Raw genomic sequence first — 24,475 nt, forward strand, 5'->3', positions numbered from 1 at the left:
ATTAGAAGTTAATACTAATAAAACTTTTTATTGATCATTCAAAAAACTCTTTTGGATGATTCTTTAATACATATTCGGCTAAAAAGCGGACAGTTTAATGTTCAGCTTTCAAACCGTTTTAATTAAGCTGTGTAGGTTTGGACCAAGGAGGTTATTCAAATGACAGAGGAAATGAATCAAATTGATGTTCAAGTACCAGAGGTTGGAGATGTAGTGAAAGGGATTGTGACAAAGGTAGAAGACAAGCATGTGGATGTTGAAATTATCAATGTCAAACAGTCCGGCATTATTCCAATCAGTGAATTATCAAGTCTTCATGTAGAGAAAGCATCGGATGTTGTAAAAGTAGACGACGAGCTTGACCTGAAAGTAACAAAAGTGGAAGACGATGCTTTGATTTTATCTAAACGTGCTGTTGATGCAGACCGCGCTTGGGAAGACCTTGAGAAAAAATTTGAAACAAAAGAAGTGTTTGAAGCTGAAGTGAAAGATGTCGTGAAAGGCGGCCTTGTCGTTGATATCGGCGTTCGCGGTTTTATTCCGGCATCACTTGTCGAAGCGCATTTCGTTGAAGATTTTACTGACTATAAAGGAAAAACACTGTCTCTGCTCGTTGTAGAGCTTGACCGTGACAAAAACCGCGTAATCCTTTCACATCGTGCAGTTGTTGAAAGTGAACAAGCGAATAAAAAACAAGAACTTCTTCAGTCTCTTGAAGCTGGAAGTGTGCTTGATGGCAAAGTGCAGCGCCTGACTGATTTTGGTGCGTTTGTTGATATCGGCGGTATCGACGGACTTGTACACATTTCACAGCTTTCCCACTCTCATGTGGAAAAGCCGTCAGATGTTGTTGAAGAGGGACAAGAAGTAAAAGTGAAAGTGTTATCGGTTGACCGTGATAATGAACGTATCTCTTTATCGATCAAAGATACACTGCCTGGACCGTGGAGCCAAATCGGCGAGAAAGTGAAATCGGGTGATGTGCTTGAAGGAACAGTGCAGCGTCTCGTTAGCTTCGGTGCTTTTGTAGAAATCCTTCCGGGTGTTGAAGGTCTCGTTCATATTTCTCAAATTTCCAATAAACACATCGGCACGCCGCATGAAGTCCTTGAAGAAGGGCAGACCGTAAAAGTGAAGGTTCTTGATGTGAATGAAAATGAGGAACGCATCTCATTAAGCATGCGTGAACTTGAAGAAGCACCTAAAGCCGATCAGGAGGATTACCGTCAATATCAGGCGAAAGAAGAAACTAGCACTGGCTTCCAGCTTGGAGATCTGATCGGAGATAAGCTGAATAAACTAAAATAATTGGTGATAAACGTGACTCGAGCAGAACGGAAAAGACAACACATTAATCATGCCCTGTCAACCGGCCAAAAACGGGAAACAGGTCTTGATGATATTACGTTAGTTCATGTCAGTCTGCCCGATCTTGCATTAGAACAAGTAGATATTTCCACTAAAATCGGCGAACTTTCAAGCAGTTCGCCGATTTTTATCAATGCAATGACTGGCGGCGGCGGACAACATACATATGAAATTAATAAATCGCTTGCACGAGCGGCTCGTCAGGCCGGAATACCTCTTGCTGTCGGATCGCAAATGTCAGCATTAAAAGATCCCTCAGAGCGTTTTTCGTATGAAATCGTTCGAAAGGAAAATCCAACTGGACTGATTTTTGCCAACCTTGGAAGTGAGGCGACAGCAGATCAGGCAAAGGAAGCAGTTGATATGATTGAAGCAGATGCCCTGCAGATTCACTTGAATGTGATTCAGGAAATTGTGATGCCTGAAGGGGACAGAAGCTTTAGCGGCGCTCTGGACCGCATTGAGCAGATTTGCAGCGAGGTCAGTGTGCCAGTCATTGTGAAAGAAGTCGGCTTTGGTATGAGCAAAGAATCGGCAGGGAAGCTGTATGAAGCTGGTGCAGCAGCGGTTGATATTGGCGGTTACGGAGGGACAAATTTCTCGAAAATCGAAAATCTCCGAAGGCAGCGGCACATCAGCTTTTTTAACTCGTGGGGCATTTCGACAGCTGCGAGTTTGGCGGAAATCCGCTATGTGTTTCCCGGCAATGCAATGATCGCGTCTGGCGGCCTGCAGGATGCTCTTGATGTGGCAAAGGCAATTGCGCTTGGGGCATGCTGCACCGGAATGGCAGGACATTTTTTAAAAGCGCTGACTGGCAGCGGGGAGGAAGGACTGCTTGAGGAAATTCAGCTGATCCTTGAGGAATTAAAAATGATTATGACCGTGCTGGGGGCCAGAACGATTGCTGATTTGCAAAAGGCGCCTCTTGTGATCAAAGGTGAAACCCATCACTGGCTCACAGAAAGAGGGATCGCTACGTCCAGCTATAGCGTGCGATAAATAAAAAAGCCCAAAACCATATGAGTTTTGGGCTTTTTGTGTATTAAGATTTCCGCTTTTTGAACCTTCCGTTTTGTTCAAGGCTTGTCGCACCGTCATAGTGAATGGATTGATCGCGATCTGATTCGACTCTGCGTGAAGCTTTGAGTTTTTTCTCCTGCCTGTCTTTTCCCATGATCATGCTCCTTTATGTGAGATGGATTGTTTAAAAAATAAGCTTAGGCTCCATACTGGGGGTATGGAGGAAGCGAAATGGAACAATTTTATTACTATTGGTCAATGTGGTTTCTATGGGTTCTGACAACCTTTATTTTTGAAAAAACGAAAAGACGATTTGCCGTCTCTGTCTTTATTTTGACTAATATCATTCTAAGCATACATGACATTCCTTTATATTTTTCCCTGAATGCTGCTTTTTTGATGTTTTTCATCTTCGTGTGTGTCTATGCCGGGTATTTAGGGATGTATCGTTTTCGATATCTCATGGTCTTTCTGACGCTTGTTGGCGGGTATGCGTTTGTCTATCTGTTTGCATTATATGATCCGGTTTGGTTCATCATAAAACCTGAGTGGGCTGCCGTTATATTATTAGCGCTTTTGACCGCCTCGGTGGAAAGGGATTTCGAGAAGCAGCTTGCCTTATTTGTCCTAGGGATGTGCCAAGGCGAACTGGTGTATTCAATTGTGATTCAGAAGTTGGCCGGGACTTTGGCTGTCGGCGGTTTTCAATGGCTGAATACGTGTTCCGCGGGAATGATATTGTTATTCGGCATATCCAAATACGAACAGCTCGCAAGCCAAATCGGTCAAAAAAGCAAGAGATCTAATAAAGGAGCTACCAAAATGTCATGAGTGATTACATCTATCCGATTATCGCCGGAGTGATTGCCGGAGTTGCGACAAGGCTTTATATGCTGAAAACGGATTACCGGCAGTATCCCACCTATATTCATGGAAAAGTCATTCACGTCGCTTTAGGATTGATAGCGGCTGGTTTAGGGGCCATTATTATGCCGGCGCTTTTGCAAGAGGAATTTACGGCTATCACATTTTTAACATTGGCAGCGACGCAATTTAGAGATGTCCGAAATATGGAGAGAAACACGCTGACGCAAATGGATTCGAATGAACTTGTCTCAAGGGGAAGCACATATATTGAGGGGATTGCCATTGCGTTTGAAAGCAGAAATTACATAGTGATTTTCACATCGCTTTTGACAACCTCTGCGTATGTGTTTTTATCTATTTGGGCTGCGGTCATAGCAGCTGTTGTTTGTTTTTTGCTGGCGATGAAATTTATGTCGGGCAGTGTATTGAAGGATATTGTAGACATCAAGTACATACAGCCTCACTTTGACGGTCCGGGTTTGTTCGTTGATAATATTTATATGATGAATATCGGGCTTTCTGAGAAACAGGAGCTGATTTTAAAGTATGGCATGGGCTTTATTTTAACGCCAAAAAATTTTAATTCAGCAGCCACGATTGCCAACTTAGGGCAGCGCCAAGCTATTCTATTTGACGTTTCCAATGTGCTCGGGGTTTATCGTGACTCAGGCGAGCCGTCATTGACACCGATTGCAAAACGGGATTTAAATGATGGGAGAGTGGCAGTCTTTGTTCTGCCGCAAATTCATCACCCCGACACGGCAGTTCAGATCATCAGCAATGTTCCTACCTTGGAAAACGCAATCAGAATGCCGACGGAATTTATCAAGGACCAGGATAAGGTGATAGGATGAGTGAATCTCTCACGAATGTGATTTTGTCTGTGATCACGACGAACAGGAACCGGGCTGCAGGAGGAGCACCTGTCTTTTTTTGCAATGACCAAAAGGAGATGGAGCTTTTCGCCAAAAATCTAGAAGCGATCCTTGATGGAATCGCGCATAGAATTGGAGATGACGTGTATTTGATCGTGAAACATTTTTAAGAATAGTTGTGATCCCAGTAAAAACTGATATAATAAATGAGTTAAGCCCTTCCTCTGAAGGGTTTCTTTTCATAAAAGTGAATGAAATGATTTTAATAACCGGTTGAAAATTTATGTAAAAATGAAAGCGGCTGGATCGAAAGGAAGGGTACTATGGGTAAACCTGTCGTAGCCATTGTCGGGAGACCAAATGTAGGAAAATCCACAATCTTTAACCGGATTGCGGGAGAAAGAATTTCAATAGTAGAAGATACCCCTGGAGTGACAAGGGATCGGATATACAGCTCGGCTGAGTGGCTGAATTATGATTTTAATTTGATTGATACTGGCGGTATTGATATCGGTGATGAGCCGTTCTTAGCGCAAATTCGCCAGCAGGCAGAAATCGCCATGGATGAAGCGGACGTCATTATTTTTATGGTGAACGGCCGTGAAGGCGTGACAGCTGCTGATGAAGAAGTAGCGAAAATTTTGTACCGCACGAAAAAGCCAGTTGTTTTGGCGGTTAATAAACTGGATAACACAGAAATGAGAGCGAATATTTATGATTTTTATTCGCTTGGCTTTGGCGAGCCGTATCCTATTTCGGGAACACACGGACTCGGACTGGGTGATTTACTGGATGCCGCTGCAGAGCATTTTAAAAACATTCCTGAAACGAAATACGATGAAGAAGTGATTCAATTTTGTCTCATCGGGCGTCCGAATGTCGGAAAGTCGTCACTTGTGAATGCGATGCTCGGCGAAGAGCGCGTCATTGTGAGCAATGTGGCAGGAACGACAAGAGATGCTGTTGATACGTCGTTTACGTACAATCAGCAGGAGTTTGTCATTGTCGATACTGCCGGTATGCGAAAAAAAGGGAAAGTCTATGAAACGACTGAAAAGTACAGTGTGCTGCGCGCGCTGAAAGCAATCGACCGCTCAGAAGTCGTTGCGGTTGTTCTGGATGGCGAAGAAGGCATTATTGAACAGGACAAGCGCATCGCCGGTTATGCGCACGAAGCGGGCAAGGCTGTCGTGATCGTCGTAAACAAATGGGATGCCGTTGACAAAGATGAAAGCACGATGAAAGAATTTGAAGAAAATATTCGTGACCATTTTCAATTTCTTGATTATGCGCCAATCCTGTTCATGTCAGCCTTAACGACAAAACGGATCCATACGCTGATGCCTGCGATTATCAAAGCAAGCGAAAACCATTCGCTTCGAGTGCAGACGAATGTCTTAAACGATGTCATCATGGATGCGGTGGCAATGAATCCGACGCCGACTCATAACGGTTCTCGTTTGAAAATTTATTATGCGACTCAAGTGGCTGTGAAGCCCCCGAGTTTCGTTGTGTTTGTAAACGATCCGGAATTGATGCATTTTTCGTACGAACGCTTTTTAGAAAACCGAATCAGAGATGCGTTCGGTTTTGAGGGGACACCAATTAAAATATTTGCAAGAGCTAGAAAATAAAAAGGTGTGAAGCAAATATGAAAAGAGTCACTATGCTCGGAGCGGGAAGCTGGGGAACGGCATTGGCTTTAGTGTTAGCCGATAATCATCACCATGTAACCATGTGGGGCCACCGTGCAGATCTGATTCATCAAATCAATGATCAGCATGAGAATAAGGACTATTTGCCGAACGTCAAGCTTCCAGAATCAATAGAGGCAACAACGGATATCGATAAAGCTGTTTCGGATGCAGATTTCATTATCGTTGCGGTTCCGACAAAAGCAATTCGGGAAGTGCTGAGACAGGCCGTGCCTTTTTTAACGAAAAAGGCAGTCTTTGTTCATGTCAGCAAGGGGATAGAGCCTGATTCGCTTCTGCGGATTTCTGAGATTATGGAAATTGAGCTCCCGAGCGATGTCAGAAAAGATATTGTTGTCCTTTCTGGTCCGAGCCATGCGGAAGAAGTTGGGCTGCGGCATCCGACGACCGTTACTTCATCTTCAAAAAGCATACGGGCTGCAGAAGAGGTGCAGGATTTATTTATTAATCACAATTTCCGTGTGTACACAAATCCTGACATTATCGGAGTTGAAATCGGTGGGGCTTTAAAAAATATTATTGCCCTTGCCGCAGGAATCACAGACGGTTTAGGGTATGGCGACAATGCCAAAGCTGCCTTGATTACGCGCGGACTTGCTGAAATTGCGAGACTCGGAACGAAAATGGGCGGGAATCCTTTAACGTTTTCTGGATTGACTGGAGTAGGCGATCTGATTGTGACGTGCACAAGCGTCCATTCCAGAAACTGGCGTGCCGGCAATTTGCTCGGAAAAGGGTACAAGCTTGAAGATGTTCTTGAAGAGATGGGAATGGTAGTCGAAGGCGTCCGGACGACAAAAGCGGCTTACCAGCTTTCGAAGAAATATGATGTGAAAATGCCAATTACAGAAGCGCTCCATCAAGTTCTATTTAATGGACAAAAAGTAGAAACTGCTGTTGAATCTTTAATGGCGAGAGTTAAAACCCACGAGATGGAGGATCTGGTCAATACGTTTGGAAATCAAGTGAAGTAAATGTATCAATCGTATGGAAGACCGCATATCTTAATTGAACGAAAGCCCGAAAAAACAGAGGAACACCCAAGTCTTGGGATCTCCTGAAACATTTTGCCGATTTAGGCAATAGAGGATGCATCTGTATGCCAAATCGCATACTATAGCATCGAAGTCCAAGAGAGTGTTTCTTAAACGTGCAGGTGAATATAGTCAAGTTGACTGAAGCGAAGGTCCCCCTCTTTGCTTCAGTTTTTTTTGTTCTATCAAAGGCTGGAAAATTTGGTTGATCTTTTCTGGGGCTGTATATTAAAATTAAAATATAACGCTTACATCATACATATCGGGGAGGCGCAGGTCATTGAGTCTGGCATTGATGAAAATGTGGTTTGCACTAGGGTCTATGGGTCTGATGTTTTTGGCTGTAGCTTCCATCTATTTGAGCCGCTTTAAGTTCCGAAGCCGTTTTCTGAAGATTGCGGTTTCGTCATTCGCTTACATGTGTATGCTCATATCCGGAATTATTGTGTTTGTCGTGGTCTTCAGCGGCCCTGTCAATGAATAAAGCTGTAAAAGGAAGTGCTGTATGGGTAAACTGAAGTGCGCTATGATTTTTGCAGCCGTCGTGTTTTTATCCGGCTGTCTATATCCAAATGAGCGGAAAAGCAGTGGGCACGCTATTCCTTATCAGGACCAGCTAAAGCAGGTTCAGTCTGCTGTTGATGAATTTCAAAAGGCAAATGGGGGGCTGCTTCCCATTCAAACAAAAGATATGTCGACACCGATTTATCAAAAATATCCGATTGACTTTAAACGTTTAGCACCGAGATATATGGCCGAGCCCCCAAGCACGGCATATGAAAGCGGGGGAGACTATCAATACGTGCTTGTTGACGTAGAGAACGATCCGACTGTTAAATTGATTGATCTCAAGATGGCTGAACAAATCCGCGACGTAAAATTACGTGTCCAAATGTACCGCCAGAAACATCAATATCCGCCTTACAAAGAGGTGCTGTCACGCGATTTGTTTACACTTGATGGGAAGAAGCTCGGGGATGGAAGCTCTCTTACAGTGACAAGCCCAATCTCAGGAAATTCCTTGCCGCTCATGATTGACGGAAACGGAGAAATATATGCCGATTACCGGACTGAGCTCGCTTCTTGCCTCAAAAAAAACAAAAAAACGTTTAAACCCGGGGCGGAAATTCAGGATATGATCTGGCAAGAAACCCCCTTTGTCCCCGCATTTTCTGTGAATTATACGGTAAATGACAAACAGGAACCTGTTTTTTTAGAAAATGATATGAAAAAGGAATGAACCTTTCTCCGGTGCATACAAATAGGGAGAAAGGTTTTTTTATACTTTGATAGATTGAGGATGGGAAATTTTCTAAAACTGTCATATTGAAATAGGACAACGTCATACACATATAGTGTCCTGTGTTTGATTGAAAGAGCTTAATAAAATTGATAAGGATAGGAAGTCCGGGAGGGGATCACTTGGAAAAGGTCGATATTTTCAAGGATATCGCTGAACGAACAGGAGGCGATATATACTTAGGAGTGGTAGGTGCTGTCCGTACAGGGAAATCCACGTTCATTAAAAAATTTATGGAGCTTGTGGTGCTCCCGAATATCAGTAACGAAGCAGACCGGGCCCGTGCGCAGGATGAACTGCCGCAGAGCGCGGCCGGCAAAACGATTATGACTACAGAGCCTAAATTTGTTCCGAATCAGGCGATGTCTGTTCACGTGTCAGACGGACTCGATGTCAATATAAGATTAGTAGATTGTGTAGGTTACACAGTGCCCGGCGCAAAAGGATATGAAGATGAAAACGGGCCGCGGATGATCAACACGCCTTGGTACGAAGAACCGATCCCATTTCATGAGGCTGCTGAAATCGGCACGCGAAAAGTCATTCAGGAACACTCGACCATCGGGGTTGTCATTACGACAGACGGCACCATTGGAGATATCGCCAGAAGTGACTATATAGAGGCTGAAGAAAGGGTCATTGAAGAGCTGAAAGAGGTTGGCAAACCCTTTATTATGGTCATCAACTCGGTCAGGCCATATCACCCGGAAACAGAAGCCATGCGCCAGGATTTAAGCGGAAAATATGATATCCCGGTATTGGCAATGAGCGTGGAAAGCATGCGGGAAACAGATGTGCTGAGTGTGCTCAGAGAGGCTCTCTACGAGTTTCCGGTGCTTGAAGTGAATGTCAATCTTCCAAGCTGGGTAATGGTGCTGAAAGAAAACCATTGGCTGCGTGAAAGCTACCAGGAATCCGTGAAGGAGACCGTTAAGGATATTAAGCGTCTCCGAGACGTTGACAGGGTTGTCGGCCAATTCAGCGAGTTTGAGTTCATTGAAAGTGCGGGATTAGCCGGAATTGAACTGGGCCAAGGGGTGGCTGAAATTGATTTATACGCGCCGGACCATTTATATGATCAAATCCTGAAAGAAGTGGTCGGGGTTGAAATCAGGGGAAGAGATCACCTGCTTGAGCTCATGCAGGACTTCGCACATGCGAAAACAGAGTATGATCAAGTGCAAGATGCCTTAAAAATGGTCAAACAGACTGGATACGGTATTGCAGCACCTGCTTTAACTGATATGAGTCTCGATGAGCCGGAAATTATACGGCAGGGCTCACGATTCGGTGTGAGGCTGAAAGCTGTCGCTCCGTCGATCCATATGATCAAAGTAGACGTCGAAAGCGAATTTGCGCCGATTATCGGAACGGAAAAACAAAGCGAAGAGCTTGTACGCTATTTAATGCAGGACTTTGAAGATGATCCGCTCTCCATCTGGAACTCCGATATCTTCGGAAGATCACTGAGCTCAATTGTGAGGGAAGGAATTCAGGCAAAGCTGTCATTAATGCCTGAGAACGCACGGTACAAATTAAAAGAAACGTTAGAAAGAATCATAAATGAAGGCTCAGGCGGTTTAATCGCCATCATCCTGTAATGCCGGAAGACCTCTTTATAGAATGGGAGGTCTTTTTTCTTTGCTCTTAATAATGGAAAAGGATCAAGGAATAGGATGAAAAAAGGAAAAAAAGGAATATTTGTTCGGTAAATCACGTTAAATCCTTGACGAGCAAGGGATTGACGCTTTAAAATGCTTGATATGGCTTTTTATATGTGTTACTCTACATACAGAAATTCTTCACTTTGTTGGACAAACATTCCTTAGAGTGCAGTTTTTCTTAAAAAGCCGTTTTATTGTCTTTCTCTTGCCTGCTCTGATTTTTTCTGAGACAGGTTTAGAATCAGACTGAACTGTGAAGAAATGATGATAAACGAACTTAACTTTCCTTTTGGGAGGAGGTGAAAGGCATGAACAAAACAGAACTTATCAATGCGGTTGCAGAAGCAAGCGAATTGTCTAAAAAAGACGCTACAAAAGCAGTTGACTCTGTTTTTGATACGATCTTAGATGCACTTAAAAACGGTGATAAAATCCAACTGATCGGTTTTGGTAACTTCGAGGTGCGTGAACGTTCTGCACGTAAAGGACGCAACCCTCAAACAGGTGAAGAAATCGAAATTCCAGCAAGCAAAGTACCTGCTTTCAAACCAGGTAAAGCGCTTAAAGACGCAGTTGCCGGAAAATAATTGTGAATATAGATCGTGTATGCATCTAGCTTACATACACTTTATTTCTTCACAAAAAAGCCCCTTTCTAAGGGGCTTTTCATATTTCAAGGGCCTGGGCTTTCTGGCAGGGCATTCACTTTGCTTTTAGCGGGGCATGTGTGCTAGAATCGAAATTAAATGTATTCATTGGTGGAGGACATAGAACATGAAAGAAGTTAATAAAGAGCAAATCGAACAAGCTGTTCGTCAAATTTTAGAAGCGATCGGAGAAGACCCAAATAGAGAAGGGCTTCTTGATACTCCGAAAAGAGTCGCAAAGATGTATGCCGAGGTATTCTCCGGCTTGAATGAAGATCCAAAAGAACATTTCCAGACTGTCTTCGGTGAAAACCATGAGGAGCTTGTTCTTGTAAAAGATATCGCGTTTCATTCTATGTGTGAGCATCACCTTGTTCCCTTTTATGGAAAAGCACACGTTGCATATATACCGCGAGGCGGGAAGGTCACAGGACTCAGCAAACTGGCACGTGCCGTTGAAGCCGTTGCAAAGCGTCCGCAGCTTCAGGAACGTATCACGTCTACAATTGCGGAAAGCATTGTAGAAACGCTTGACCCCCATGGCGTAATGGTGGTGGTTGAAGCAGAACACATGTGCATGACGATGCGCGGTGTAAGAAAACCGGGTGCAAAAACTGTCACTTCAGCAGTCAGAGGCGTTTTTAAAGATGATGCCGCTGCCCGTGCGGAAGTATTGGAACACATTAAACGCCAGGACTAATAAAGATAGAGGGTGCTATAAATGAACGAAAAGCATTCAAGTGATTTTGTCGTCATTAAAGCGGTTGAGGACGGAGTGAACGTGATCGGCCTGACAAGGGGAACAGACACAAAGTTTCACCATTCCGAAAAACTCGACAAGGGAGAAGTGATCATCGCTCAGTTTACAGAGCATACTTCTGCCATTAAAGTCAGAGGAGAAGCACTCATTCAAACCGCATACGGAGAAATGAAAAGCGAAAAAAAATAAGCTGGCTGTCCCCGCTGTTAAAAGCAAAATGCTCGCAAACAGCGGGACGATACAGCCAATTTCTTTTTTTTATGCTATAATGATACCTGCGTAAGTGAATGAAAAGATAAAACTCATACATAGATTAGAAATAAATGTGAATTTGGGGACAAGGGTGATATTTTTGCAAGACATCTACGGAACTTTAGCCAATTTGAACACGAAATTAAAACAAAAGCTGTCTCATCCTTATTTAGCGAAGCATATTTCCGCGCCGAAAATTGATGAGGATAAGCTTCTTCTTTTTCATGCTTTATTTGAAGAAGCTGACATAAAAAACAACGATAGAGAAAATTATATTGTAACAGCGATGCTTGTACAAAGCGCCCTTGATACCCATGATGAAGTGACGACAGCCAGAGTCATAAAACGAGACGAAAACAAAAACCGCCAATTGACTGTTCTCGCAGGCGATTATTTTAGCGGGCTGTACTACTCTTTACTATCTGAAATGAAGGATATCTACATGATTAGGACGCTTGCTACAGCCATCAAAGAAATCAATGAACATAAAATTCGTCTGTATGACCGTTCTTTTAAGGACGAACATGATTTTTTTGAAAGTGTCGGCATCGTTGAATCAGCTTTATTCCATCGGGTGGCAGAACACTTCAATCTCCCTCGCTGGAAAAAGCTGTCGAGTGATTTTTTTGTATTGAAGCGGCTTATGAACGGGAATGATACATTTCTGGATGTGATCGGCAGTTTTATACAGCTTGGAAAAACAAAAGAAGAGATACTGGAAGATTGTTTTAAAAAAGCGAAAAACAGCATTGAGTCACTTTTGCCTCTAAATTCACCTATTCAGCATATTTTATTAAACCGTCTGAAGACAATCAGCCAAGATCAAACCTATCATCAGAAAGTGGAAGAAGGGTAAACCATTATGCAGGACTCAAAAGAACAGCGCGTACACGGAGTATTTGAAAAGATATACAAAAACTACGACCAAATGAACTCTGTCATCAGTTTTCAGCAGCATAAAAAATGGCGCGACAAAACGATGCGCATCATGGATGTCAAAGAAGGCGCCAAGGCACTTGATGTCTGCTGCGGAACAGCTGACTGGACGATCGCTCTTGCAAAAGCAGCCGGCAAAACCGGCGAGGTCAAGGGCTTAGACTTCAGTGAAAATATGCTGAGTGTCGGCCAGCAGAAAGTAAAAGCTGGCGGATTCAGCCAAATTGAACTGCTGCACGGCAATGCGATGGAGCTTCCTTTTGATGATGATACATTTGATTATGTCACGATTGGCTTCGGTCTCCGCAATGTCCCTGATTACTTGACTGTACTGAAAGAGATGAGACGTGTGGTAAAGCCGGGCGGCCAGGTGGTATGTCTGGAAACATCCCAGCCGGAAATGTTCGGATTCAGACAGGCTTACTTTATGTACTTTAAGTATATTATGCCGTTTTTCGGTAAACTGTTTGCCAAAAGCTATAAAGAATATTCTTGGCTTCAAGAATCAGCCAGTGAATTTCCTGGAATGAAGGAACTGGCAGGCCTGTTTGAAGAGGCGGGCTTAAAAAATGTCAAATATCATTCGTTTACTGGCGGAGTCGCTGCCACGCATATCGGATGGAAATGAAAACACAGATGTTTGGGTGAATGATATGAAATTTAAAATGGCCTACTCTTTTTTAAATGACGATATTGATGTGATCGAACGAGAGCTTGAACAAACCGTACGTTCTGACTACCCGCTTTTAAGCGAGGCGGGTCTTCATCTGCTGCAGGCAGGAGGAAAACGCATTCGGCCTGTTTTCGTGCTGCTTTCCGGCATGTTTGGCGATTACGATATTAATAAGATTAAATATGTCGCCGTCACTCTGGAAATGATTCACATGGCCTCTTTGGTACATGATGATGTCATTGATGATGCTGAGCTTCGCAGAGGAAAGCCGACAATCAAAGCAAAATGGGACAATCGCATTGCGATGTACACAGGCGATTATATGCTGGCGGGATCTCTTGAAATGATGACGAGAATTAACGAGCCGAAAGCCCATCGGATTTTGTCACAAACGATTGTTGAAGTGTGTCTTGGAGAAATTGAGCAAATCAAAGACAAATACAACATGGAACAAAATCTCAGAACATATCTCCGCCGGATCAAACGTAAAACGGCCCTCCTGATTGCAGTCAGCTGCCAGCTTGGTGCTATTGCGTCCGGAGCAGATGAAAAGGTTCATAAGGCACTGTACTGGTTTGGGTATTATGTCGGCATGTCTTATCAAATCATTGATGATATTCTGGATTTCACCTCAACTGAAGAAGAGCTGGGAAAACCCGTTGGAGGAGATTTGCTTCAAGGGAATGTCACATTGCCAGTGCTGTACGCCTTGAAAAATCCAGCACTAAAGAACCAGCTTAAATTGATTAACAGTGAGACAACGCAGGAACAGCTCGAACCGATCATTGAAGAAATCAAAAAAACAGATGCGATTGAAGCATCTATGGCAGTAAGCGAAATGTATTTGCAGAAAGCCTTCCAGAAATTAAACACGCTTCCTAGAGGGCGCGCACGTTCATCTCTTGCAGCCATCGCGAAATATATTGGTAAAAGAAAATTTTAATTTTTGTAGATATTAAGAATTTTCTCCGCCCCGGATTGATTAATAATCAGAAAGATGTTACGATTTCGGTGTGCAGTGTAAAGCCTATACATACATAATGATGGGGTGGAGAATATGATGGAAAAGACTTTTATCATGGTGAAACCAGACGGTGTCCAACGTCAGCTCATTGGTGACATTTTATCCAGATTCGAACGTAAGGGCTTACAATTAGCTGGCGCCAAGCTAATGAGAGTGACTGAACAAATGGCTGAGAGACACTACGCTGAACATCAAGGGAAGCCTTTCTTCGGAGAGCTCGTTGAGTTTATTACTTCAGGACCTGTATTCGCAATGGTGTGGGAAGGCGAAAATGTCATTGAAGTGACGAGACAGCTGATCGGAAAGACAAATCCTAAAGAAGCTCTACCTGGCACGATTCGGGGAGATTATGGCATGTTTGTCGGAAAAAACATCATCCACGGCTCTGATTCTCTCGAAAGTGCAGAACGTGAGATTAACATTTTCTTTAAGAATGAAGAATTAGTATCATATCAGCAGCTCATGGCAGGCTGGATCTATTAATCATTGTGAAAATAAGCTACAGAGCCGGCATCATGTAACACCGCCGGTTTTTTTGATTTTTCTTGTAAAGGTTTACATTGAAGTGAATAAAGGGTTCCATCGCAGTGTGCATCAGACCGCTGTTGTCCCCAAGCATCTAAAATCAGCTGAAAAGCTGATTTTTTTATTGAAATAATACAATTTCCTGATAAAACAAGCTATACTAGGACAAAAAGACAGCGAGATTGGGAGAGTAGAGATGGATACATACAGCGTATTTACAGCGAAATGGAAACAATTAACCGGAGTCGATTTGACACTATATAAAGAAGCACAAATGAAGAGAAGGCTAACGTCACTTTATGAGAAAAAGGGATTTCAAAACTTTAAGGACTTTGCGGCGGCGTTGGAAAAGGATCAGGCTCTTTTAAATGAAACATTGGACAGAATGACAATCAATGTTTCAGAATTTTATCGTAATTATAAAAGATGGGAAGTTCTTGAGACTGCTATTCTGCCGTTAATCAAGACTTCTAAGCCTTTAAAGATTTGGAGTGCCGCCTGCTCAACGGGTGAGGAGCCATACACGCTTGCCATGCTTTTGGATCAGCAAAAAGGTCTGTCAGGCTATCATATTATGGCGACTGATATTGATGAAAAGGCATTGGAAAAAGCGCAAAAAGGCGTCTATCAGGAGCGGTCTTTACAGGAAGTCCCGTCCTCAGTGAAGGATCGTTATTTTACTCAAAACGTAAATAGAAGCTATGAGGTAAGACCGGAAATCAAAAAGAATATTACATTCAAAAAACACAATCTGCTGGCGGATCGTTATGAACTAGATTTTGACTTAATTGTGTGCCGCAATGTATTTATCTATTTCACTGAAAGCGCGAAGGAAGAGCTTTATTTTAAAATGGCACATAGCTTGAAAAAGAATGGAGTTCTTTTTGTCGGCAGCACCGAGCAAATTTTTAATCCTGAGAAGTTTGGACTTGTGCCAGCCGATACATTCTTTTATCAAAAAAGATAGACTGACTTTTTGCTGAAAAATATGTTATAGTAGTTTTACTTAAAAGCGTTAATGTGATGAAGGGAGAAGGAGTCATGAGATATTTAACAGCCGGAGAATCACACGGCCCGCAACTGACAGCCATTATTGAAGGAGTGCCTGCCGGGCTTTACATAACGGAGGAAGATATCAATTTTGAGCTTGCCAGACGCCAAAAAGGCCATGGGCGCGGCCGCCGTATGCAGATCGAAAAAGACCAGGCCAAAATTATGAGCGGGGTGCGCCATGCCCGTACGCTCGGCTCACCCATTGCTCTTGTGGTAGAAAATAACGACTGGAAACATTGGACAAAAATTATGGGTGCGGCTCCGATTACAGAGGATGAAGAAAAGGAAATGAAGCGCCAAATTTCCAGACCGAGACCTGGGCATGCTGACTTAAACGGTGCGATTAAATATAATCATCGTGACATGAGAAATGTACTTGAGCGCTCTTCAGCAAGGGAAACAACTGTCAGAGTGGCGGCAGGCGCTGTTGCTAAAAAGATTCTTTCCGAACTCGGCATTAAGGTGGCGGGTCATGTGTTGCAAATTGGTGCAGTTAAAGCTGAAAAAACAGAATATACGTCAATTGAAGATCTGCAGCGTGTAACGGAAGAGTCTCCAGTCAGATGCTACGATGAAGAGGCAGGCAAAAAAATGATGGATGCCATTGATGAAGCGAAGGCAAACGGAGATTCCATCGGCGGAATTGTAGAAGTCATTGTCGAAGGAATGCCGGTAGGCGTTGGCAGCTATGTCCATTATGACCGCAAGCTGGACAGTAAGCTTGCTGCTGCTGTGCTGTCAATTAATGCATTTAAAGGTGTGGAATTCGGCATTGGATTTGAAGCGGCGGGCCGAAATGGAAGCGAAGTCCATGACGAGATCATTTGGGATGAGGAAAAAGGGTATACACGCGCTACCAACAGACTTGGGGGCTTGGAAGGCGGCATGACGACAGGAATGCCGATAGTCGTCCGCGGAGTCATGAAGCCGATTCCGACTTTATATAAACCGCTGAAAAGTGTGGATATTGAAACGAAAGAACCGTTTTCTGCCAGCATTGAACGTTCAGACAGCTGTGCAGTGCCTGCGGCAAGTGTTGTAGCTGAAGCGGCTGTAGCGTGGGAAATTGCGAACGCAGTCGTTGAACAATTCGGCTTAGATCAAATCGACCGCATTAGAGAAAATGTGGAGAATATGAGAAAACTGTCGAGGGAATTTTAATGAAAACACTGCATGTTCAAACCGCTTCCTCGTCGTATCCTGTTTTTATCGGAAAAGGCATCAGAAAAGAGGCTTGCGAACTATTAACCTCTTTAAACAGGCCTTTAACACGGATCATGCTTGTCACGGATGAAGAGGTAGACCGCTTGTATGGTGATGAAATGCTTCATTTGCTGCAAGAAAAATGGCCCGTGAAAAAAGTGACCGTGCCGAGCGGAGAGCAGGCGAAATCCATGGACATGTACACAGACCTGCAGAGTGAAGCGATTCGTTTTCAGATGGATCGCTCCTCATGCATCATCGCTTTTGGTGGCGGTGTTGTTGGAGATCTTGCCGGTTTTGTGGCGGCCACTTTTATGCGCGGCATCGATTTCATCCAAATGCCGACAACTCTCTTGGCGCATGACAGCGCAGTCGGAGGAAAAGTAGCTGTGAATCATTCGCTCGGAAAAAATTTAATCGGTGCGTTTTATCAGCCGAAGGCAGTGCTATATGATACAGACTTCCTGCGTTCTCTGCCTGAAAAAGAGCTTCGGTCCGGTATGGCAGAAGTGATTAAGCACGCTTTTATCTATGACAGAGCGTTTCTGGAAGAGCTGCTGAATATCCGCTCGCTGCACGATATCACCAGTGATCGGCTGAATAACATGATATTTAAAGGTATTTCAATTAAAGCCTCTGTCGTTCAGCAGGATGAAAAAGAAGAGGGAATCAGAGCTTACTTAAACTTTGGACATACGCTCGGCCATGCCGTTGAGGCGGAATATGGATACGGGCAGATCACTCATGGTGATGCTGTAGCCCTCGGAATGCAGTTTGCTTTATATATAAGCGAAAAGACCGCGGGCTGTAAAATGGACAGAAAGCGTTTGGTCAGCTGGCTGAAAAGCCTGGGCTATCCGAGTTCAATTAAAAAAGAGACGGAAACATCGGTTTTATTGGACCGTATGATGAATGATAAGAAAACCCGCGGCGGGAAGATTCAGTTTATCGTGCTCAACGAATTAGGAAAAGTTGCTGATCACACATTTTCCAGAAAAGAACTTGAGAGCTGGCTGAACAAATGGCGATTGGAGGAGACAGCATGATGATTCGCGGAATTCGCGGAGCGACTACAGTGGAACAGGATACTGAAGAAGAAATCTTACAAAAAACAAAACAGCTGTTAGAGAAAATCATAGAAGAAAACAAAACAAAACCGGAAGATGTTGTTCAAATACTTCTTTCAGCGACACCTGATTTGCATTCTGTTTTCCCGGCAAAAGCTGTTCGTGAGCTTTCAGGGTGGCAGTATGTGCCGGTAACCTGTATGCAGGAAATGGATGTAGCCGGCGGTCTGAAAAAGTGCATAAGAGTGATGATGACCGTCCAGACTGATGTTCCTCAGGATCAGATCAGACATGTATATTTAGAAAAAGCCGTCGTATTAAGACCCGATTTATCATTGACAAAAAATACTGAATTGTAATACGATAGGAATAGCTTAGAAATACACAAGAGTGTGTATAAAGCGATTGAATGAGTTGAGTTAGAGAATAGGGTAGCAGAGAATGAGTGTAGTTGAGCTGAGACATGTATGTTTATTCTACCCAAAAGAAGCCTTTCTTTTGGGTTTATTTGTTATATTATCGTTTATCCTCTCATGCCATCTTCTCATTCTCCTTGCCATAAGGAGTGAGAGCAATGAATTTCCAATCAAACATTTCTGCATTTTTACAGGACAGCTTGTCCTGCCACACGATACCGATTGTGGAGACCTTCACAGTCGATACACTGACACCCATTCAAATGATAGAGAAGCTCGACAGGGAGATTACGTATCTTCTTGAAAGCAGGGATGATACCTCCAACTGGTCAAGATATTCGTTTATCGGTCTGAATCCATTTCTGACAATTAAGGAAGAACAGAGCCGCTTTACAGCCGTTGATCAGGACGGCAGATCTCTTTACACAGGAAATAACCTAAAAGAAGTACTGAATTGGATGAATACAACGTACAACATCAAAACGCCAGAGCTGGGGATTCCTTTTGTCGGCGGAGCTGTCGGGTACTTAAGCTATGATATGATCCCGCTGATTGAACCTTCTGTTCCTTCGCATACAAAAGAAACAGAAATGGAAAAGTGTATGCTGTTTGTTTGCCGGACATTAATCGCGTATGATCATGAAACCAAAAACGTCCACTTTATCCAATACGCAAGCCTCAATGGACGGGAAACAGAAAAAGAAAAAATCGATGTGTTTCATCAAAATCATCAAGAGCTTCAAGATCTCATAGAAAAAATGATGAATCAAAAAAACATAAAAGAGCTGTTTCTCTCTGCTGATTCATATAAAACGCCCAGCTTTGAGAATGTATCTTCCAACTATGAAAAATCTGCTTTTATGGCTGATGTAGGAAAAATCAAAGAATATATAAAAGCGGGAGATATCTTCCAAGGCGTGCTGTCACAAAAATTTGAGGTTCCGATAACAGTAAATGCCTTTGAGTTATACAGAGTGCTTAGGATCGTCAATCCTTCTCCGTATATGTATTATATGAAACTCCAAGACAGAGAAATAGTCGGCAGCTCTCCGGAACGGTTAATCCGCGTTCAGGACAGACACCTGGAAATCCATCCGATTGCGGGTACGAGAAAACGCGGCGCGGACAAAGAGGAAGATGAAAAGCTCAAAGTTGAGCTGATGAAGGATGAAAAAGAAAAAGCGGAGCACTACATGCTCGTTGATCTTGCCCGGAACGATATCGGCAGAGTAGCGGAGTATGGTTCTGTTTCTGTGCCGGAGTTCACAAAAATTGTCTCCTTTTCACATGTCATGCACATGATCTCGGTGGTTACAGGCCGATTGAAAGAGGGGGTTCATCCTGTCGATGCATTGATGTCCGCTTTCCCGGCGGGAACTTTAACAGGCGCTCCGAAAATCCGTGCCATGCAGCTTTTGCAAGAGCTCGAGCCGACACCGAGAGAGACATACGGAGGCTGCATCGCCTACATCGGATTTGACGGAAATATCGACTCTTGTATCACGATTCGCACGATGAGCGTAAAGAATGGTGTCGCATCGATACAGGCGGGAGCTGGGATTGTTGCGGATTCAGTTCCGGAAGCCGAATATGAAGAAAGCTGCAATAAAGCGGGTGCGCTGCTGAAAACGATTCATATTGCCGAAGACATGTTTCATAGCAGGGAGGTTCAAGCTGATGAACAAATATCTACAATTGTGCGTTGACGGAAAAACACTTACTGCCGGTGAGGCTGAAGCGCTGATGAATATGATGATGACAGCGGAAATGACGCCTTCTGAAATGGGCGGTATATTGTCTGTTCTTGCTCATCGGGGAGAGACGCCAGAAGAGCTTGCGGGCTTTGTGAAGGCGATGCGGGCGCGCGCCCTTACAGTCGATGGACTTTCTGATATTGTTGACACATGCGGAACCGGAGGAGACGGTATTTCCACTTTTAATATCTCAACGGCATCGGCAATTGTTGCCTCAGCAGCAGGGGCGAAAATCGCTAAGCATGGCAATCGGTCTGTCTCTTCTAAAAGCGGAAGCGCTGATGTGTTAGAGGAGTTAGAGGTTCCGATTCAAACCACTCCCGAAAAGGTCAAAAAAAGCATTGCAGCAAACAACATGGGATTTCTTTTTGCGCCGCTTTATCACGCGTCTATGAAGCATGTAGCGAGTACTAGAAAAGAGCTAGGTTTCAGAACGGTATTTAATCTGCTTGGACCGCTTAGCAACCCCTTACAGGCGCAGAGGCAGGTGATCGGGGTCTATTCCGCTGCAAAAGCTGGACTGATGGCAAGCGCACTGGAGATATTTCAGCCGAAGCACGTCATGTTCGTGTCAAGCCGTGACGGTTTAGATGAGCTTTCAATTACGGCACCGACCGACGTGATTGAATTAAAGGACGGGGAGCGCCGGGAATATACCGTTTCACCCGAAGATTTCGGTTTTACAAATGGCAGACTTGAAGATTTGCAGGTGCAGTCACCGAAAGAGAGTGCCTGTCTCATTCAGAATATTTTTGAAAATAGAAGCAGCCGCTCCGCTTTATCAATTACAGCTTTTAATGCAGGAGCTGCGATATACGCAGCGGGGATCACCTCCTCACTGAAGGAAGGAACAGAGCTGGCGTTAGAGACGATTACAAACGGAGGCGCTGCTGCGCAGCTTGAACGACTAAAGCAGAAAGAGGAAGAGATCTATGCTTGAAAACATTATCAGACAAAAGAAAGAAGAAGTAAGAACATTAGTCCTGCCGGAAGAGCAGCCTTTCGAAAAACGTTCATTTAAAGAGGCACTGTCAAGCCCGAATCGGCTGATTGGGTTGATTGCCGAAGTGAAGAAAGCATCGCCGTCAAAAGGGCTCATTAAAGAGGATTTTGTCCCTGAGCGGATTGCAAAAGATTATGAAGCTGCAAAGGCAGATGCGCTTTCCGTTTTAACAGACAACCCGTTTTTTCAAGGGGAAAACCGTTATTTATCAGACGTAAAGCGTGCTGTTTCGATTCCTGTACTCAGAAAAGATTTTATTATTGATTCTCTTCAAGTGGAGGAATCAAGAAGAATCGGAGCGGATGCCATATTGTTAATCGGCGAAGTGCTTGATTCCTTGCACCTTCATGAATTATATCTTGAAGCTGGTGAAAAGGGGATGGACGTGTTAGTAGAGGTTCATGATGCAACAACGCTGGAACGAATACTGAAGGTGTTCACGCCTGGTATTCTCGGCATAAACAACCGAAACCTAAAAACATTCGAAACATCTATAAAACAGACAGAACGAATCTCATCCCTTGTCCCGAAAGAATCACTTCTTGTCAGCGAAAGCGGAATCGGTTCTTTAGAACACTTAATATTTGTCAAAGAACATGGGGCGAGAGCTGTGCTTGTTGGTGAATCATTGATGAGGCAAACATCACAGCAAAAAGCCATCCATGCTTTGTTTGGAGAGTGAGGGTGTGAAGAAGCCGGCAATAAAATATTGCGGTATCCGGTCACTGCAGGATTTGCAGCTTGCAGCGAACTCACATGCTGATTATCTGGGCTTTATTTTTGCAGAAAGCAAACGAAAAGTATCTCCGCAAAATGTGAAAAAGTGGCTGAGTCAAGTTCGTGTCAAAAAACAGGTTGCAGGCGTTTTTGTTAATGAATCGATAGAGACGGCGGCGCGTATTGCAGAAGATTTGAATCTTGATGTTATTCAGCTTCACGGTGATGAGGAACCGGCGGATGCCGATGCGCTTCGCGTATTGACAGATTGTGAAATATGGAAGGCGCTTCATCATCATGAGAACACAACTCAAGACATAGTCCGCTTTAAAGACCATGTGGATGGCTTTGTGATTGATTCGTCAGTAAAAGGGGCAAGAGGGGGCACTGGTGTTGCTTTTTCTTGGGACTGTGTGCCGGACTACCAGCAGGCGGCTATTGGCAAACGCTGCTTTATAGCAGGCGGTGTGAATCCGGACACCATCACAGGCCTATTGAAATATCACCCATTGGGAATTGACCTTGCCAGCGGGATCGAAAAAAACGGACAAAAAAATCAAAATCTGATGAGGCTTTTAGAAGAGAGGATGAAGCGATATGTATCCATATCCGAATGAAATAGGCAGGTACGGCGATTTTGGCGGAAAGTTTGTTCCCGAAACACTGATGCAGCCGTTAGAAGAGATTGAAACCGCATTTAAAGAGATCAAGGATGATCCCGCATTTCGTGACGAATATTACAAGCTGTTACATGACTATTCCGGGAGGCCGACTGCATTAACATTCGCTGATCGAGTTACTGAATATTTAGGTGGCGCGAAAATTTATTTGAAACGAGAAGATTTAAATCATACAGGTTCTCATAAAATCAATAATGCGCTAGGTCAAGCACTGCTTGCCAAGAAAATGGGCAAAACGAAAATCATTGCTGAAACCGGTGCCGGTCAGCATGGCGTTGCCGCTGCAACAGTCGCAGCCAAATTTGGCTTTGCCTGCACTGTGTTTATGGGCGAGGAGGATGTTGCCCGTCAATCTCTGAACGTTTTCCGAATGAAGCTTCTTGGAGCGGAGGTTGTGCCTGTAACAAGCGGAAACGGTACATTGAAGGATGCCACAAATGAGGCGATAAGGTACTGGGTTCAGCATTGTGAGGATCATTTTTACATGATTGGATCTGTTGTCGGACCGCATCCTTATCCGCAGGTCGTCCGTGAATTTCAAAGAATGATCGGAGAGGAAGCGAAGGATCAATTGAGCCGCATTGAAGGCACTCTGCCTGATAAAGTAGTGGCATGCGTAGGCGGAGGAAGCAATGCAATGGGTATGTTTCAGGCATTTCTAGATGAAGAGGTTGAACTGATCGGCGCTGAAGCAGCAGGAAAAGGAATTGATACTCCTCTTCATGCCGCTACTATTTCGAAAGGAGCGGTAGGCGTTATTCACGGTTCATTGACTTATCTCATTCAGGATGAGTTCGGGCAAATTATTGAGCCTTACTCTATTTCAGCAGGTCTCGACTATCCTGGGATCGGTCCTGAGCACGCTTACTTGCATAAGAGCGGCCGTGTGACTTATGACAGTATCACAGATGAAGAAGCGGTGGATGCCTTAAAACTGTTGTCAGAAAAAGAGGGGATTTTGCCGGCGATCGAATCTGCTCATGCATTAGCGAAAGCATTTAAACTCGCCAAAGAGATGGACCGCGATCAAACCATTCTCGTCTGTTTATCAGGACGGGGAGATAAGGATGTCAACACATTAATGAATGTGTTGGAAGAGGAGGGGAAAGCCCATGTTTAAATTAGACCTTCAAGCGTCAGAAAAATTGTTTATCCCGTTTATTACGGCGGGCGATCCATCGCCTGAGGTTTCGGTTAAACTGGCGATATCTCTTCAAAAAGCGGGCGCCACGGCACTGGAGCTTGGCGTTGCATACTCAGATCCGCTTGCAGATGGTCCGGTGATCCAGCGGGCTTCGAAGCGGGCGCTTGATCATGGAATGAATATCGTCAAGGCCATCAAATTAGGCGGAGAAATGAAAAAAAACGGCGTGAATATTCCGATTATCCTCTTTACGTATTATAATCCTGTGTTACAATTGAACAAAGAATACTTTTTCGCTTTACTGCGGGAAAATCATATTGACGGTCTGCTTGTTCCGGATCTGCCATTAGAAGAAAGCGCCAGTCTTCAAGCTGCATGCAAAAGCCATGAAGTGACGTATATTTCTTTGGTTGCGCCGACAAGCGAAAGCCGTTTGAAAACCATTATTGAACAAGCCGAGGGCTTCGTCTACTGTGTATCTTCTCTAGGTGTAACCGGTGTCCGCAATGAATTCAATTCATCCGTGTACCCATTCATCCGGGCAGTGAAGGATCTCAGCGCTGTTCCGGTTGCTGTAGGGTTTGGGATATCAAACCGCGAACAGGTTATGAAGATGAATGACATTTGTGACGGTGTCGTAGTGGGAAGTGCGCTCGTCAGAAAAATAGAAGAATTAAAGGACCGGCTCATCAGCGCTGAAACGAGAGATCAAGCGTTGCAGGAGTTTGAAGATTACGCAACGGCGTTTGGCGGCTTGTACAGTTTAAAATGAGGT

Annotated in this window: 28 protein-coding genes; 27 read left to right on the forward strand and 1 reads right to left on the reverse strand. The window is 44.0% G+C overall.

Going from position 1 to position 24,475, the window contains the following annotated elements; all coding sequences use genetic code 11:
- The first annotated feature begins 159 nt into the window (after positions 1-159).
- Positions 160-1,308: a 30S ribosomal protein S1 gene (gene rpsA / locus V756_RS0114180; protein ID WP_024715232.1), complete on the forward strand. Its 1,149-nt coding sequence runs from the start codon at positions 160-162 to the stop codon at positions 1,306-1,308.
- 12 nt (positions 1,309-1,320) lie between these two features.
- Positions 1,321-2,370 (forward strand): type 2 isopentenyl-diphosphate Delta-isomerase, encoded by a 1,050-nt coding sequence (gene fni / locus V756_RS0114185; protein WP_024715233.1) that lies wholly within the window; start codon positions 1,321-1,323, stop codon positions 2,368-2,370.
- A gap of 43 nt (positions 2,371-2,413) precedes the next feature.
- Here fni and V756_RS01000000122430 read toward each other — a convergent pair whose 3' ends face one another.
- The gene (locus tag V756_RS01000000122430) at positions 2,414-2,545 is read right to left on the reverse strand and encodes a YpzI family protein (protein ID WP_032682112.1); all 132 of its coding nucleotides are present in this window, start codon (positions 2,543-2,545) and stop codon (positions 2,414-2,416) included.
- Between the two features lie 77 nt (positions 2,546-2,622).
- Here V756_RS01000000122430 and V756_RS0114195 point away from each other — a divergent pair, with 77 nt between their 5' ends.
- From V756_RS0114195 to trpA, 25 genes are all read left to right on the forward strand, one after another.
- Positions 2,623-3,222, forward strand: coding sequence for a YphA family membrane protein (locus V756_RS0114195; protein WP_024715234.1), 600 nt, complete (start codon positions 2,623-2,625; stop codon positions 3,220-3,222).
- Positions 3,219-4,112: a YIEGIA family protein gene (locus V756_RS0114200; RefSeq protein ID WP_024715235.1), complete on the forward strand. Its 894-nt coding sequence runs from the start codon at positions 3,219-3,221 to the stop codon at positions 4,110-4,112. Before V756_RS0114195 ends, V756_RS0114200 begins: the two co-directional genes overlap by 4 nt.
- Positions 4,109-4,303 (forward strand): capping complex subunit for YIEGIA, encoded by a 195-nt coding sequence (locus V756_RS0114205; protein WP_024715236.1) that lies wholly within the window; start codon positions 4,109-4,111, stop codon positions 4,301-4,303. The genes V756_RS0114200 and V756_RS0114205 overlap by 4 nt, the downstream gene beginning before the upstream one ends.
- 153 nt (positions 4,304-4,456) lie before the next feature.
- Positions 4,457-5,767 (forward strand): ribosome biogenesis GTPase Der, encoded by a 1,311-nt coding sequence (gene der / locus V756_RS0114210; protein WP_024715237.1) that lies wholly within the window; start codon positions 4,457-4,459, stop codon positions 5,765-5,767.
- 17 nt (positions 5,768-5,784) lie between these two features.
- Positions 5,785-6,822 carry an NAD(P)H-dependent glycerol-3-phosphate dehydrogenase gene (locus V756_RS0114215; RefSeq protein ID WP_024715238.1) on the forward strand — a complete coding sequence of 346 codons (1,038 nt, stop codon included), beginning with the start codon at positions 5,785-5,787 and terminating at the stop codon, positions 6,820-6,822.
- 340 nt (positions 6,823-7,162) lie between these two features.
- Entirely contained in the window at positions 7,163-7,366 is a 204-nt protein-coding gene (locus tag V756_RS0114220; RefSeq protein WP_024715239.1) for a DUF2768 domain-containing protein, read from the forward strand.
- A 21-nt stretch (positions 7,367-7,387) separates the two neighbouring features.
- A complete protein-coding gene (locus V756_RS0114225) occupies positions 7,388-8,122 on the forward strand; it encodes a YphF family lipoprotein (protein ID WP_024715240.1) in 735 nt (244 codons plus the stop codon).
- Positions 8,123-8,304: 182 nt separating this feature from the next.
- Positions 8,305-9,783 carry a stage IV sporulation protein A gene (gene spoIVA / locus V756_RS0114230; RefSeq protein WP_024715241.1) on the forward strand — a complete coding sequence of 493 codons (1,479 nt, stop codon included), beginning with the start codon at positions 8,305-8,307 and terminating at the stop codon, positions 9,781-9,783.
- Between the two features lie 371 nt (positions 9,784-10,154).
- On the forward strand, positions 10,155-10,433 hold the full coding sequence (hbs, locus tag V756_RS0114235) for a non-specific DNA-binding protein Hbs (RefSeq protein WP_003153447.1): 279 nt from the start codon (positions 10,155-10,157) through the stop codon (positions 10,431-10,433).
- Positions 10,434-10,620: 187 nt separating this feature from the next.
- The gene (gene folE / locus V756_RS0114240) at positions 10,621-11,193 is read left to right on the forward strand and encodes a GTP cyclohydrolase I FolE (protein WP_024715242.1); all 573 of its coding nucleotides are present in this window, start codon (positions 10,621-10,623) and stop codon (positions 11,191-11,193) included.
- Positions 11,194-11,214: 21 nt separating this feature from the next.
- A complete protein-coding gene (mtrB, locus tag V756_RS0114245) occupies positions 11,215-11,442 on the forward strand; it encodes a trp RNA-binding attenuation protein MtrB (RefSeq protein WP_003225517.1) in 228 nt (75 codons plus the stop codon).
- Positions 11,443-11,605: 163 nt separating this feature from the next.
- The gene (gene hepS, locus V756_RS0114250) at positions 11,606-12,361 is read left to right on the forward strand and encodes a heptaprenyl diphosphate synthase component 1 (RefSeq protein ID WP_024715243.1); all 756 of its coding nucleotides are present in this window, start codon (positions 11,606-11,608) and stop codon (positions 12,359-12,361) included.
- Positions 12,362-12,367: 6 nt separating this feature from the next.
- Complete coding sequence (gene menG, locus V756_RS0114255) at positions 12,368-13,069, forward strand: demethylmenaquinone methyltransferase (protein WP_024715244.1); 702 nt, start codon at positions 12,368-12,370, stop codon at positions 13,067-13,069.
- A 25-nt stretch (positions 13,070-13,094) separates the two neighbouring features.
- A complete protein-coding gene (gene hepT / locus V756_RS0114260) occupies positions 13,095-14,057 on the forward strand; it encodes a heptaprenyl diphosphate synthase component II (RefSeq protein WP_024715245.1) in 963 nt (320 codons plus the stop codon).
- A gap of 114 nt (positions 14,058-14,171) precedes the next feature.
- The gene (ndk, locus tag V756_RS0114265; protein ID WP_081719866.1) at positions 14,172-14,621 is read left to right on the forward strand and encodes a nucleoside-diphosphate kinase; all 450 of its coding nucleotides are present in this window, start codon (positions 14,172-14,174) and stop codon (positions 14,619-14,621) included.
- A gap of 238 nt (positions 14,622-14,859) precedes the next feature.
- On the forward strand, positions 14,860-15,630 hold the full coding sequence (gene cheR, locus V756_RS0114270) for a protein-glutamate O-methyltransferase CheR (protein WP_024715247.1): 771 nt from the start codon (positions 14,860-14,862) through the stop codon (positions 15,628-15,630).
- Positions 15,631-15,704: 74 nt separating this feature from the next.
- A complete protein-coding gene (aroC, locus tag V756_RS0114275; protein WP_024715248.1) occupies positions 15,705-16,877 on the forward strand; it encodes a chorismate synthase in 1,173 nt (390 codons plus the stop codon).
- On the forward strand, positions 16,877-17,965 hold the full coding sequence (gene aroB / locus V756_RS0114280; protein ID WP_024715249.1) for a 3-dehydroquinate synthase: 1,089 nt from the start codon (positions 16,877-16,879) through the stop codon (positions 17,963-17,965). The genes aroC and aroB overlap by 1 nt, the downstream gene beginning before the upstream one ends.
- Positions 17,962-18,345, forward strand: coding sequence for a chorismate mutase (gene aroH, locus V756_RS0114285; RefSeq protein ID WP_024715250.1), 384 nt, complete (start codon positions 17,962-17,964; stop codon positions 18,343-18,345). The genes aroB and aroH overlap by 4 nt, the downstream gene beginning before the upstream one ends.
- Positions 18,346-18,560: 215 nt before the next feature.
- On the forward strand, positions 18,561-20,108 hold the full coding sequence (gene trpE / locus V756_RS0114290; protein ID WP_024715251.1) for an anthranilate synthase component I: 1,548 nt from the start codon (positions 18,561-18,563) through the stop codon (positions 20,106-20,108).
- Positions 20,080-21,096, forward strand: a complete 1,017-nt coding sequence (gene trpD, locus V756_RS0114295) for an anthranilate phosphoribosyltransferase (RefSeq protein WP_024715252.1) — start codon at positions 20,080-20,082, stop codon at positions 21,094-21,096. Before trpE ends, trpD begins: the two co-directional genes overlap by 29 nt.
- Positions 21,089-21,841, forward strand: a complete 753-nt coding sequence (gene trpC, locus V756_RS0114300; protein WP_024715253.1) for an indole-3-glycerol phosphate synthase TrpC — start codon at positions 21,089-21,091, stop codon at positions 21,839-21,841. The genes trpD and trpC overlap by 8 nt, the downstream gene beginning before the upstream one ends.
- 4 nt (positions 21,842-21,845) lie before the next feature.
- Complete coding sequence (locus tag V756_RS0114305; protein ID WP_024715254.1) at positions 21,846-22,493, forward strand: phosphoribosylanthranilate isomerase; 648 nt, start codon at positions 21,846-21,848, stop codon at positions 22,491-22,493.
- Complete coding sequence (trpB, locus tag V756_RS0114310) at positions 22,474-23,676, forward strand: tryptophan synthase subunit beta (protein ID WP_024715255.1); 1,203 nt, start codon at positions 22,474-22,476, stop codon at positions 23,674-23,676. Before V756_RS0114305 ends, trpB begins: the two co-directional genes overlap by 20 nt.
- Complete coding sequence (trpA, locus tag V756_RS0114315) at positions 23,669-24,472, forward strand: tryptophan synthase subunit alpha (protein WP_024715256.1); 804 nt, start codon at positions 23,669-23,671, stop codon at positions 24,470-24,472. The genes trpB and trpA overlap by 8 nt, the downstream gene beginning before the upstream one ends.
- Positions 24,473-24,475 lie beyond the last annotated feature (3 nt).

Origin of the sequence: Bacillus tequilensis KCTC 13622 (assembly GCF_000507145.1) — a bacterium.
GTDB lineage: Bacteria > Bacillota > Bacilli > Bacillales > Bacillaceae > Bacillus > Bacillus tequilensis.